Below are 12,224 nucleotides of genomic sequence, written 5' to 3'. Positions count from 1 at the left end.
GGCAACGAGATACGAAGAAATTAAGAGCTATAGATGAGACTGCATCCACACCTTCTTGCTAGAAAAAGACCGCCATTTAGGCGGTCTTTATATTTTTAACTGTCACTAGATTAGCCAATAACGCTAATTGGGATCTCAGCCAGTTGGTTGCCTTGGTTAGCTGGATACACGATGTATTCACCGTGATACTTCACCGCTGACTTGTAGTCAGTGACTTTGTGAAGCATGAAACCTGCTTCCATCGCTGCTTGAATAAACTCAGCGTGGTTACCACGAACAAACCAGTTCATTGGTTTTACCATTAGCTCACCGTCGAACGAGTCGTCACACTGTTTGCCACAAAGTGCAAAAGAGTGCTCACCATCAGTGAAGAACTGAATTTTGCCGCCAGTCGTTAGCTCGTCTTCACTTGATACACTCCAACCCATCTCGTACATTTTGTCCATGAACGCTTCAACATCACTGTCTTTTAGCGCTTTAGGCTCTTCGCCTTCAGGGAAAAAACGTCCGTAAAACGCAGAAATACGTTTAAAGGTAAAAGTTAAATCAGAGTTATTGCCCTTTGAACGGCCCTGTTTCTGCCAGCGAACCAAGTCAGGCACAATCACACGATCATAAGACTGAGCCTTAATCGCCTTCGTTACCCAACGAACTAAATAAAGGTTGTTCGCAATAGGCGCATCAATCGCTTTGCCTGCTTTGTGCAGAGCGTAAAGCTCGCCTAACGCATCATTCACTAACTTCTGAATTTCAATATAGTATTTTGACATTATGCCTTCTTTCCTAATGTCCAATATAGTAATGCTGACATTACTGCACACGCAGCCATTACCATAGCCATAGACCCAGCACTGTCACTTGGCAGCATCGCAACGATAGCTCCAACGACAGAACCAGTACCAAATCTTAATGTTCCCGCAAGCGATGAAGCCGTGCCGGCCATGTTTGGATAACCACTGAGCAATAGACCCATAGAGTTACTGCCGATAGTAGAAATGGTGCCAATAAATAGCATCACAAACGGCACAATACCCCAAAGCCCGAGATCCAATAACCAACCAACCAGTAAACCGACGCCAGCTAATAATTGAATGACCAGCGCGGCTCTCAGCATGGTATGAGAGCCAACCTTCTTAACAATTCGACCATTAATTGTCGTCATCAGAATCATCGCAACGATGTTCAGACCAAACAGGTAACCAAACAGGTCAGGACGTACTCCATAGACATCAATGTAGACAAAAGAGCCTGCGGTTAAGAATGCAAACATCCCAGAGAACGAGAACGCACCCGAGAAAATTAGGCCCATAGCGGTCGAGTTTTTACATAAACGAGCGTAATTACGAATCGTGGTTTTAAAGCGTAATGGTTGACGATTTTCAACAGGCAGAGTTTCAGGGATTTTGATTATCACCGCGAGAATCACAATCACTGCAAAAATAGCTAACACCCAAAAGATTGAACGCCAGCCGAACCACAATGCCAAATAGCCGCCAATCATCGGCGCGATAAGTGGCGCAACCGTCATCACTAAGGTAACGAACGACATGGTTCTTGCGAAATCTTCACGGTCGAACATATCACGCACAACCGCTTGGATAATGACCGCCGCCGCCGCACCTGCAAAACCTTGAGCGGTACGAACTAACGTTAACGCTTCAATGCCATGAGTGGTTGCACTCACGACAGACGCTATCGCAAAGAAGAGCACACCAATCAGTAGAACTGGCTTGCGGCCATAACTGTCGGCTAACGGACCATGTAACAACTGACCTAAAGCGAAACCTGCGGTGTACGCGGTAAGTGTGATTTGCACTTCCCCTGCTGTCACACCAAGATCTTTGGCGATCGTTGGCATTGCAGGTAGGTACATATCGATGGCGAGTGGTGTCAAAGCACCAATAGCGCCCAAAACCAAAAATAGCATCCAACCTAACTGAGGCGTTTGTGGTTGTGAGCTTGGGGTCTGTGAGGTAGACGTTTGCATAACTCTCCGACTAAGTACTAAGTTCTATGTGAACACGAGCATGCACGCAGCAATATACGAATATACACATAGCAATACACGAATACGCACAGTGATACACGAATATGCGCACACATACATGAACATATAGTAATAATGGCTGAAACTGTCCTAGTACCAGTCAAAATAATCAGCCGACGCTATCCTTGGTCGGCCACATCTACGGTAGAAAAGATTACTTCCAGATAGAGTCTACTTCTTCTTGTGTTAGGTAACGGTATTCACCCAACTCTAAAGACTCGTCCATCTCGATTTCACCAATACGTTCACGGTGCAGTGCTTCTACCTTGTTACCAAGTGCTGCAAACATGCGTTTTACTTGGTGGTATTTGCCTTCGTGAATCGTTAGCAACACTTCACGCTCTGCACGTACTTCAAGGTGTGCTGGAAGTGTTAGGCCGTCTTCGCTCTTAAGCTGGATGCCCTCTTTGAACTTTTCAACGTAATCGTCTTCAACAGGTTCAACCAACCACACTCGGTACATCTTCTCGCACTTGTGCTTTGGCGATGTGATGCGGTGAGACCACTTACCGTCGTCTGTCATTAAGACAAGACCCGTTGTATCAACATCTAAACGACCTGCAAAGTGCAGCTTGTCCATTTTGATTTCATCGAGTAATTCAAACGCAGTGCGATTTGAGCCATCTTCATGCGAACAAACAAAACCTTCTGGCTTGTAAAGCATGATGTAACGCGGGCCGTGAACATTCAGCTCATTGCCTTGCCATTCCACAACGCACTCTTCAGTTACCTTAAGTGAGCCGCTTTTTTGAATGACATCATTTACTGTCACTGCTTTTGATTTTAATAAGTGTGTTGCTTCTCTTCGAGTGACGCCTAACGCATCGCACAGAAATTTATCTAAACGCATGAATACCTCAACTAATCTAAGTCGGGTATTATAGTCACCTTTGCTCAATTAGTTGAGCTATTTCACACTATTTGTTTTTCATTTTACAAGACACGATATGTATACACTCCGCCCGTACCAAGCTGACTCAGTAAAATCAGTGATTCATTACTTCAGAAAACACCAAACACCGGCTGTTCTTGTATTGCCTACAGGCGCAGGAAAAAGCCTTGTGATTGCAGAGTTAGCAAGGCTCGCTAAAGGTCGTGTTCTAGTGCTTGCGCACGTAAAAGAGCTCGTTGAGCAAAACCATGAAAAGTATGAAGGTTATGGGCTAAAAGGTTCAATTTTCTCTGCTGGTTTAGGGCGTAAAGAGACAGACCAACAAGTGGTGTTTGCTTCAGTTCAATCCGTAGTTCGAAACCTTGACTCATTCTCCAATCAGTTCTCATTATTGGTTATCGACGAATGCCACCGCGTACCAGATGAAAAGACCAGCAGCTATCAAAAAGTGATCACTCACTTACGTGAAAATAATTCAGGCATAAAGGTGCTTGGATTGACCGCGACGCCTTATCGTCTTGGTATGGGGTGGCTTTACCAATATCACACACGTGGCCAAGTGCGTTCTGAAGAGCCGAGATTTTTCAGAGACTGTATTTTCGAACTGCCGATTCGTTACTTGTTGGACGAAGGCTTTCTAACACCAGCACGCATGATCGATGCGCCCGTTTTGAGCTATGACTTTTCGCAACTAAGGCCGGCAAGTACGGGGCGCTATAAAGAATCAGAACTCGATATGGTGATTGAGCAATCGAAGCGTGCTACCCCACAAATTGTCGATCAAATCATTGAACTGGCCAAAGACAAGCTTGGTATCATGGTATTTGCAGCCACCGTTCGACACGCACAAGAGATCCTGAGCTTACTGCCCGAAGGTCAATCATCCATCGTGATTGGTGACACGCCTACGTTAGAGCGCGATCAAATCATCAATGATTTCAAGGAACGTAAAATCAAGTTCTTGGTTAACGTGTCAGTATTAACCACTGGTTTTGATGCGCCCCATGTGGATTTAATCGCGATTTTGCGCCCAACAGAATCTATTAGCTTGTACCAACAAATCGTTGGCCGTGGCTTACGCCTATCTCCGGGTAAAAAAGAGTGTTTAGTGCTCGACTATGCGGGCAACAGTTACGACCTTTACCAACCAGAGGTCGGAGACCCAAAGCCTGACTCAGACAGTGAAATCATCACTATTCCCTGCCCTGCTTGCGGCTTCAATAATAACTTCTGGGGCAAGCTAGACAGCAACGGCTTCTTACTCGAACACTTTGGTCGTAAATGCCAAGGCTACTTTACCGATGAAGACACGGGCGAACGCGAGCACTGTAACTATCGTTTTCGTGCTAAGTATTGTGGTGAATGCGGCGCTGACAACGACATTGCCGCGCGCATTTGTCATGAGTGTGATGCCACCTTGGTCGACCCAGATAAAAAGCTTAAGGAGGCGTTAAACCTCAAAGATGCGTTGGTGTTTGAGTGTTTAGAAATGGACCTTAACGTTCTCAAGGACGACAAAGGCAAATCACAACTTAAGGTTACCTACCGAGGTGAAAACCAAGCACAAGTGCATGAGTTTTGGTCATTAACCACTAAGAAACAGAAGCAGAACTTTAAGGATCAGTTTGTTCGCCCTCACCTTGCCGACAGACACAGACCGTTTGAGGAAGCTTCACCGACGAAGGTGGTCGCTCACCAACATAGATTCCGCCCACCTCAATTCGTGATTGCACGTAAAGTTGGGCGCTTTTGGAAAATGAGAGACAAGATATTCGAAGATGAACTCAAGCAATAGGCTCCCAATAATCAACAGAATTAATAAAAAGAGTATTTATACTCCTTTTATTAACATTCTAATGACCATACATGAGTTAACTTGTTAAACCACAAATTAGATTGCGCTCAGCTTTTTCTGATTCCCGCGCCTCTTTAGCCATATTATCAAAAATCTCAATGGCTAAAGTTGGCTTATGAATATAAAAGCCTTGAATGAAGTCAATGCCTAACGCTTCTAACATTCTTAATTCTTCAATTGTTTCAACACGTTCCGCAACCACTTTAGTTTGGCTCATTTCTGCCAACTCAACTAATGAGTGCACCATTTTTTTCTTAAAATCAGAACCGTTAATATTTTCAACGAGCGAACCATCAAGCTTGATCGTATCAAAACAACCTTCAGATAAAATTGAATACGATGAATAACCTGAACCAAAATCATCTAAGGCAACTATGATCTGGTGGTGTTGTAGTCGTTCTACTATTTTTCGAAACTTCTCATCTGCACGATAAAAAACAAGCTCAGTCACTTCAACACATAAACGGGAACGGATATAAGGGGGTAGATGACATAAACGATCGATAACACTCATATCGAAAATGGTTTTAACTGAGAAATTTAATGACAATTGAATAGTTGAATAGTGCTCAAGTAAGCTAATTGCGTAAGTAAGCATACGAGAATCGAGCTCCTTCTCAAGCCCATGAGAGGCTACAACATCGAGCAATTCACCAGCAGAAACGATTTTTTCACGTCCCTCTTCGTCCTCCATTTTTAAACGACACAGTAACTCATAGCTCGAAGCAACACCCTTTAAAGAATGAATTTTTTGAGCAAAGCAAAGCAACCTATCCGAGTTAAGTAATTCAACTGCTTCTACTCTAAGGTTCGGTAAGCTATAGAGCATGACCCCGTCTTGTTGCTGCCAGTCTTGGTAAGATTCATTGTTGGACTTTGCTTTACGGCAACAGTATTCAGCTTTGTCAATACAATCTTCGACAGATTCATTAGGACCACTTCGATAACGGCCAAAACTAAAGCTTAGAGCGTTTTCTGTTTCTTGGGTGAGGTTCTGTTCCAACAAATATTCAAGTAACTCCTTGGAAACCGACGTTTGGCAAATTAATACAAATTCATCGCCACCGACTCTATACGCCTTCCCTATGCCTTGTGCGGCTATTTTTTTGAAGCGCATAGCTAAATTTATTATCATTCGATCACCTACATGGTGACCTTGACTATCATTAAGAAACTTCAATTGATTTGCATCAATGTAATAATAGCAACGAGAACTCTCAATGACCTTTTTATATTCTATGGATTTTCGATTATACAACCCTGTCATGAAATCTTTATCAGAGTTAGACAACAATTTCTTATAATCGCCCAGATTAATAACTCTTAATTCCCCAAGATCATAAACACACGCTAATACAAAAGAAGCGTGAGATAAGTAGAATAACGCCTGTATTAAATAGTAATACTCAGGCATGAATGAAATAGTCATTGATGATTCAAGAACCACCACAGACATAATAAAACAGGAAAGATAGCTAATTATTATTTGAACTTTATTATTAACTTCTTTTGATATCAAACAAAATGCTATAACAACGGCTGCTAGGATAGTACTAATTAAAAATCCGACAATAACGTCAAAGTTTATATAAACTGAAAAGAACTGTAGAAACACAAATGAAGAACAAATCAGTAAGTGCTTAGTATTTATTCTATCGCAACTTGAAAAAACAAGCATTAAATACACGCAAACTAAAGATAATGAATAAGAAACGAACCAGTAGTCGCTTCTAAAAAAATTTATAACGTAGGTTCCTTTATCATCATACCCATCCCATAAAAACCCAAACTTGTAAATATAAAACATAGAGAACAGCACTATATAACAAGTTATAAATAGTGTTTTAGCTCGTTTTATCGGCCAAACATAATAAACATAAACTAACGATATTGCACTCGCCAGTATAAATAGGGCTAGAATTACCCCATCTTTCATGACAAGCGATTGCTTTAATTGATGCTCTTTCGAAAATAACGCACTGGCATTTACAGTCTTACCTCTAGGAAATTTCACTAAAACATGACTGTATTCAAAATTTTTGTTCAGCCGTAGCGAGCGATAATACTCAAACAAAAAATTGCCAACAACTTTGCCGTCTTGATCAACAAAAAACAGCTCTCCTGTCCGGGATGAAAGAGATTTCCAAACTAGATGTTCATATGATTGGTTGTCTGAAGGTAGTGCAAGTTTAAGCCAACACGACTGATTAGGTTCAGGAATACAAGTAACAATTGAGCTCCACCCTTCTTCCTTATATAGGATGGCATCAACCGAAGAGTCACTCACTACCATGCCATATTCGAAATCACTGATTTGCTTGAAATCTAACTCATTAGCATGGCTAGTGAACGTTATCAGCACTGAAAAAAACAACATAACTAGCACTGTAAATCGCACTCTAAAATCCTTATTAAATCAAATATCGCGCGGCAAAGAGCCCCATAAGTCCATATAGTTACAAGTTTACCATGTTAATTATTTGTAATTTGTAAGGGAATGTAATAACGTCAACGCATTACTCTCGAGCAAGTGAATCAACATGAATATCAGGTTGGTTAATTGCACGTTGATACAACACTTTACATTGCTAAAACGATAAAGCGTCTCTCGTATTCACATTCATACTCCATTCATTTTTATTGTATTAAACTGTCGTTACTTGCTTCTTTTACTAAGGCCACTGCATGCAAAAACCAAGCGCTATACTCATCTGTATCGCTGTAGCTATAGGCTCGACATCAAGCTTTGCACAAGATGATCACCATAACGGTCATGATCTTGTACAAGATGTTCATAAAGCGGGAACCCGTATCGAATTTGAAGAAGATCAAGACGAAGTCTATGAAGCGGTGCAAGAGGGCTACATTCGCCCTTTCTCAGAAATGTATGCTGCGGTTGAAAATGATCTTCATGGCCGAATCATTAAAGTAGAACTAGAAGAAGACGATGATATTTGGGTGTATGAGCTAAAAATAAATTTCCAAAACAATATCATTAAAGTGGAATACAATGCTGAAACGTTAGAAATGCTGATGATTAAAGGTCGCAACTTTAAAGAAGCGATCAAAAACTCCCACGAATAATAAATAACAATAAAAAGAGTGATACATGAAAATTTTAGTCGTTGAAGACGAACCTCGTTTGGGCCAACAAATTCTAGAGACCCTTGAGGGAGCCGACTGGGTTCCAGAGCTTTCTCAAGACGGTATCGACGCACTCTACCGTGCAACATCGGAAGAGTGGGATGCCATCGTTCTCGATTTAGGTCTACCTAAGCTTGACGGCCTAACCGTATTAAAAGGCATTCGAGACGAAAACATTAACACGCCAGTGATTATCCTTAGTGCGCGTGACACGCTTACTCAGCGTGTAGAAGGCTTGAATGCAGGCGCTGATGACTACCTAACTAAGCCATTCGAAATGGTCGAGCTGATAGCCCGCATTCGTGCTCAACTGCGCCGAGCGTCAGGCAGTGCTGCTCCTATACTTCAAATTGGTGATTTAAGCCTAGACACACGCAGCTCTAAAGTGTTGTGGCAAGGTCAAGCGGTTAGCCTCACGGCGCTAGAATATAAAGTTGTCGCGTACTTCATGCATAACCAAAACAAAGTTATCTCGCGCACTGAGTTGGTTGAGCACATCTACAAGCAAGACTTCGACCGCGACTCAAACACGGTTGAAGTGTTCATCGGTCGTATTCGGAAGAAAATCGCACCTAAGATCATCAAAACCGTTCGCGGGCTTGGCTACCAACTGAATGCTGAATAACGCTGTATTTAATTAAGCTAAGAGCAATCTCCAATTAGTGGGCAGCCTGTGCTGATCTTTGTTGTTCTCATAGCAAGATGAGCAAAGACAGGCTGGTAACGTATGAATCTAAAAAAACGAACACTTAAAAACGTCAGTCTAAAAAGCCGCTTGCTCCTCGCCGCGGCTTTTTGGCTAGGTGCGATGATATTAGCGGCTGGCGTCGGAATACCTAAGTTGGTTAACGATTACTTGGTCGATGACGTCAAGCAACAGCTCAGCCTAACCATGGACGAGTTAACCGCCAACATAGAAACCAACGACAGTGGTAACCTCATCATGGCAGAGCGTCTGTCTGACCCTAGGTTTAACCAACCCTACAGTGGTATTTATTGGCGAGCCGCTACTCAAGACCAGATTATTCGATCTCGCTCGCTATGGGACAAAGACCTCACAATCAAGCGTTCGCCGATTCACACATCAGTCAAAGGGCCAGAGAAAGAAAAGCTGATTTACATCGAGCAGGATATCTATCTGCCTGAACTGAATGACCCTGTCACGATCACCATAGGTATCGATGAAGACCCACTAGAATCCACACTGACTGAACTTACTGGTCAGGTCTGGTTGATTCTGATGCTACTGTTTGTGGGCGTGCTGATGTTGATTGGTATTCAAGTCAGTTGGTCGCTATTGCCACTGAGTAAGATGCAACGTGAACTGGTGATGTTGAGAAACGGCGAGCAACAAGGGTTAAGTGATAACTACCCGAAAGAGGTTTCTCCATTGGTTTCTGACCTCAATGCCCTACTGTTCCACTATCAAGAGTTATTGGAGCGAGCGCGTAACCACGCGGGTAACTTATCTCATGCGTTGAAAACTCCGCTGTCGGTTCTGAAAAATGAGATAGAGCGACTTCCAGAGGATGACAAGGCACTGCTGCAACAGCCCATTAATCAGATTCAAAGCCAAATCGATTATCACCTTGGCCGAGCACGCATGGCCGGTGCAATGAACATTCTTTCAGTGAAGTCTTCACCTTGTGAACGTGTTGAAGCTATCTCAATGGCATTTGATAAAGTCTATGCCGCCAACGAAGTCACCATGATTAATGAGCTAGACTCTGAAATTGAAGTGGCGGTCGAAAAAACCGACCTGGATGAAATGGTCGGCAACCTACTAGAGAACAGTTACAAATGGGCGAGCAGCATTATCCGAGTCCATTCGAATGAACTCGATGATGGCAACATTGAATTAGTGATTGAAGATGATGGCCAAGGCATTCCTGAAGAGAAGCTTGAGCAAGTGACAAAACGTGGTGTTCGACTTGATGAAACCACACCAGGAACAGGCTTGGGGCTTAACATTGTGAATGAAATGGCACACAGCTACCGAGGCAGCCTAACGCTCAGCAAGAGCTCTATGGGCGGCTTAAAAGCTTCTCTGGTGCTTAAAATAAGCAAGGTTACGTAAGCTAAATAGCTAAATAACCACGATAAGCCCTAGCACAACGCTAGGGCTTAGTTCAATCGACCTTACATACGACCCTATATCTCATTCACAGCGACATCTAGAGTTTGCAAATTCTCATTATGAGTTGCTACTCCGATCATCAAAATCCTGCCATCAGTATAATAGTCATGATCGTCATCGATCACTTCCACCGTTGCTAATGGGTACTTGTCTAGCTCAATATCTGGTAATGACGTTCGTATCTGATTAGCAAGCCTATCTCGCTCTTCATCAACATTAGGGTCAATGTTATGCAGTATGGTCACAATGCCTGAGTAAGGGGTGACTTTAAGGCCATCATCATAGCTGATTGCACCTAACCACTGAGGCTGGTTAGTTTGAACATCAACACCAGCACGCCACCAACGAATATGGCTGCGCTTCATCAAATTACCCGGCAATTGAAACGCCATATCTTGCGGCTTGTCTCGCCAATACAAATCGGACACTGGCGGCGTTTTGTCTCTAAGCAATGCGACATAGCCAGCCCATTCAATCTCATTTCGAGAAAAAGTTTGATTCTCTATCCAGCCCAATTGTTTCATTAAATCTCTTGGGGTTGCTCCAACATATATTACGTTGATCGCTTGTGCCGAGTAGAATGAAGATTTGCCTGGGAACGCTTTATAGGTCACCGAATTCCAGTCGACGTTGTCAATTTGAGCCGTCTTTTGTTGATTCTGAAAATCATCGGCCTTCCAGAAAAAGTGAGCGTAGTTCGCAAACAATACCCACCCCAACAGCAGCGCACTGGATTTAAGCACCAAGCGTCGCCACTTCATTCGATAACCAATAATGGTGAAGACCAATACCGTGAACGCGCCGACGATCAGGCTATTATGCTCAGAGATAAATATCTTAAGGCTATTAAGCCACGGGAAGTTTTCAACACCGTGCGCCAGTAACATGCCCCAAGCAATGAACTGTCCACCACCAAGAGCCAAGCCGAACAACGCCAACACACTAAAATTACGCCACGGTACACGATGCGAGCCAGCTATAAATGGCACAACCCAAGCAATAGGCCCTAATAAACGAGCAAAAAGAATGATGTATGTGCCTTTGCGAGCAACCAGATAGCGGCAGCGCGCAATTAATCTTTTGGTTTTAGGGCGAAACTTAATGAGCCTTCGTTGTGCTTTCGCACCGTATTTATAGCCAATAAAATAACTGAGTTGGTCACCAAGCAAACCGCCTAGCATCACCAAAACCAACGCCATCCATGCACCTGAATACAGTTGAAAGCCCGCTGCGATAAAGAAGGGCTCTCCCGGTACAAATAGGTTTGGGCCAATGAGAGCATCACCCAACGCCCCCAGAAACAGCCCTAGTCCATCAAACATAACAACCTCAGTGCTTACTGTTCTTTATAATGACCGAACTTGTAGTTCATCTCGTTGTTACGCATTTCGCCTTTAAAAAAGCGTCTTACATTGGCTTTAAGGTAAGTAGATCCTGTCTTTACAACACCATCTTGGTTTAAACGACGTGGGTCAAAACCAAAGGTCATATTCAGGAATCTAAATCGCCATGTTTTGCTCGCACGTTTTACATAGTCACAGTCTTCACACAGTACGATCTCTTCATCGAAACCGCCGATTTCATCATGCGCTCGTTTAGTCGAGAAAATACAGGCGCCAATCGCCGTCGGGAAAAAGAACTGGGTAGTAAATAAGCCTGCGTTAAATAGCCCGTAACCAAACTTGTGTACAAGCGGCAGACCTTTCGAGCTCATGTACACACCCGCCACTTCAAGCTTCTTCTCCTCTAGTTCATAAAGCACTTTCGCAAGGAAGTTTCGGGGCAAACTCACGTCGGCATCTAAGAAAAGGATTCGGTTGTACTGCGCTAATGAAGCGCCTGTGTTTCTGCCAAGGCTCACACCGCGATTTTCCATATGATGAACCGTTAACTTTGGCAACGCGCTTTCATAAGCTTGTGCCACCCCTCTTGTGTTGTCTTCACTGTTCGAGTCGACAACAATCACCTCAAATTCTTGATGGGTTTGCACACTCAACTCTTCCATTAAGCGGCTGATGCGTTTCTCTTCGTTTAGCGTAATTACGACAATGCTTACCGGTTCCATATTTTCACCTATTCATTCTGCTGTTTAATTACCACTAAGATTAACCAACCAAGCCTTAACCAAGCCGGCTCTTCTCCGCTTAGA

10 protein-coding genes are annotated in these 12,224 nt (G+C 43.2%); 4 read left to right on the top strand and 6 right to left on the bottom strand.

All coding sequences use genetic code 11. The features are described 5' to 3' along the window. Positions 1 to 110 precede the first annotated feature (110 nt). The 3 genes from AB4589_RS14470 to rsuA all read right to left on the bottom strand — a co-directional run bounded on the left by AB4589_RS14470 (position 111) and on the right by rsuA (position 2,897). The gene (locus AB4589_RS14470) at positions 111 to 770 is read right to left on the bottom strand and encodes a DUF2913 family protein (RefSeq protein WP_009847083.1); all 660 of its coding nucleotides are present in this window, start codon (positions 768 to 770) and stop codon (positions 111 to 113) included. Further along, on the bottom strand, positions 770 to 1,987 hold the full coding sequence (locus AB4589_RS14465; protein WP_017101184.1) for a Bcr/CflA family multidrug efflux MFS transporter: 1,218 nt from the start codon (positions 1,985 to 1,987) through the stop codon (positions 770 to 772). The genes AB4589_RS14470 and AB4589_RS14465 overlap by 1 nt, the downstream gene beginning before the upstream one ends. 214 nt (positions 1,988 to 2,201) lie before the next feature. Beyond that, positions 2,202 to 2,897 carry a 16S rRNA pseudouridine(516) synthase RsuA gene (rsuA, locus tag AB4589_RS14460; protein ID WP_009847085.1) on the bottom strand — a complete coding sequence of 232 codons (696 nt, stop codon included), beginning with the start codon at positions 2,895 to 2,897 and terminating at the stop codon, positions 2,202 to 2,204. A 97-nt stretch (positions 2,898 to 2,994) separates the two neighbouring features. On the opposite strand from rsuA, the gene AB4589_RS14455 reads away from it, so the two are divergent. Continuing rightward, positions 2,995 to 4,734: a DEAD/DEAH box helicase gene (locus tag AB4589_RS14455; protein WP_372100895.1), complete on the top strand. Its 1,740-nt coding sequence runs from the start codon at positions 2,995 to 2,997 to the stop codon at positions 4,732 to 4,734. A gap of 76 nt (positions 4,735 to 4,810) precedes the next feature. On the opposite strand, the gene AB4589_RS14450 is transcribed toward AB4589_RS14455, so the two are convergent. After that, a complete protein-coding gene (locus AB4589_RS14450) occupies positions 4,811 to 7,192 on the bottom strand; it encodes a GGDEF domain-containing protein (protein WP_372100893.1) in 2,382 nt (793 codons plus the stop codon). A gap of 287 nt (positions 7,193 to 7,479) precedes the next feature. Between AB4589_RS14450 and AB4589_RS14445 the strand changes: the two genes are divergently transcribed. The 3 genes from AB4589_RS14445 (at position 7,480) to AB4589_RS14435 (ending at position 10,015) form a co-directional block, all read left to right on the top strand. Then, positions 7,480 to 7,878, top strand: coding sequence for a PepSY domain-containing protein (locus AB4589_RS14445; RefSeq protein ID WP_009847088.1), 399 nt, complete (start codon positions 7,480 to 7,482; stop codon positions 7,876 to 7,878). Positions 7,879 to 7,903: 25 nt separating this feature from the next. Then, a complete protein-coding gene (locus AB4589_RS14440; protein WP_004734666.1) occupies positions 7,904 to 8,563 on the top strand; it encodes a response regulator transcription factor in 660 nt (219 codons plus the stop codon). A gap of 102 nt (positions 8,564 to 8,665) precedes the next feature. Beyond that, positions 8,666 to 10,015 (top strand): ATP-binding protein, encoded by a 1,350-nt coding sequence (locus AB4589_RS14435; protein WP_372100891.1) that lies wholly within the window; start codon positions 8,666 to 8,668, stop codon positions 10,013 to 10,015. Positions 10,016 to 10,089: 74 nt separating this feature from the next. On the opposite strand, the gene AB4589_RS14430 is transcribed toward AB4589_RS14435, so the two are convergent. Both AB4589_RS14430 and AB4589_RS14425 read right to left on the bottom strand, forming a co-directional pair. After that, the gene (locus AB4589_RS14430) at positions 10,090 to 11,397 is read right to left on the bottom strand and encodes an LssY C-terminal domain-containing protein (protein WP_372100889.1); all 1,308 of its coding nucleotides are present in this window, start codon (positions 11,395 to 11,397) and stop codon (positions 10,090 to 10,092) included. 14 nt (positions 11,398 to 11,411) lie between these two features. Next, complete coding sequence (locus AB4589_RS14425; RefSeq protein WP_372100887.1) at positions 11,412 to 12,140, bottom strand: glycosyltransferase family 2 protein; 729 nt, start codon at positions 12,138 to 12,140, stop codon at positions 11,412 to 11,414. Positions 12,141 to 12,224 lie beyond the last annotated feature (84 nt).

It is taken from the genome of Vibrio sp. 10N.222.49.A3 (assembly GCF_041475145.1).
Classification (GTDB): Bacteria; Pseudomonadota; Gammaproteobacteria; order Enterobacterales; family Vibrionaceae; genus Vibrio; species Vibrio tasmaniensis_A.
Note: the sequence above shows the minus strand (reverse complement) of the source record. Positions and strands in the feature narration are given on the sequence as shown.

What these genes read in the sequence shown, in the direction of transcription:
- AB4589_RS14470 (WP_009847083.1), bottom strand. Translation starts at nt 770, where the DNA reads ATGTCAAAATACTATATTGAAATTCAGAAGTTAGTGAATGATGCGTTA.
- AB4589_RS14465 (WP_017101184.1), bottom strand. Translation starts at nt 1,987, where the DNA reads ATGCAAACGTCTACCTCACAGACCCCAAGCTCACAACCACAAACGCCT.
- rsuA (WP_009847085.1), bottom strand. Translation starts at nt 2,897, where the DNA reads ATGCGTTTAGATAAATTTCTGTGCGATGCGTTAGGCGTCACTCGAAGA.
- AB4589_RS14455 (WP_372100895.1), top strand. Translation starts at nt 2,995, where the DNA reads ATGTATACACTCCGCCCGTACCAAGCTGACTCAGTAAAATCAGTGATT.
- AB4589_RS14445 (WP_009847088.1), top strand. Translation starts at nt 7,480, where the DNA reads ATGCAAAAACCAAGCGCTATACTCATCTGTATCGCTGTAGCTATAGGC.
- AB4589_RS14440 (WP_004734666.1), top strand. Translation starts at nt 7,904, where the DNA reads ATGAAAATTTTAGTCGTTGAAGACGAACCTCGTTTGGGCCAACAAATT.
- AB4589_RS14435 (WP_372100891.1), top strand. Translation starts at nt 8,666, where the DNA reads ATGAATCTAAAAAAACGAACACTTAAAAACGTCAGTCTAAAAAGCCGC.
- AB4589_RS14430 (WP_372100889.1), bottom strand. Translation starts at nt 11,397, where the DNA reads ATGTTTGATGGACTAGGGCTGTTTCTGGGGGCGTTGGGTGATGCTCTC.
- AB4589_RS14425 (WP_372100887.1), bottom strand. Translation starts at nt 12,140, where the DNA reads ATGGAACCGGTAAGCATTGTCGTAATTACGCTAAACGAAGAGAAACGC.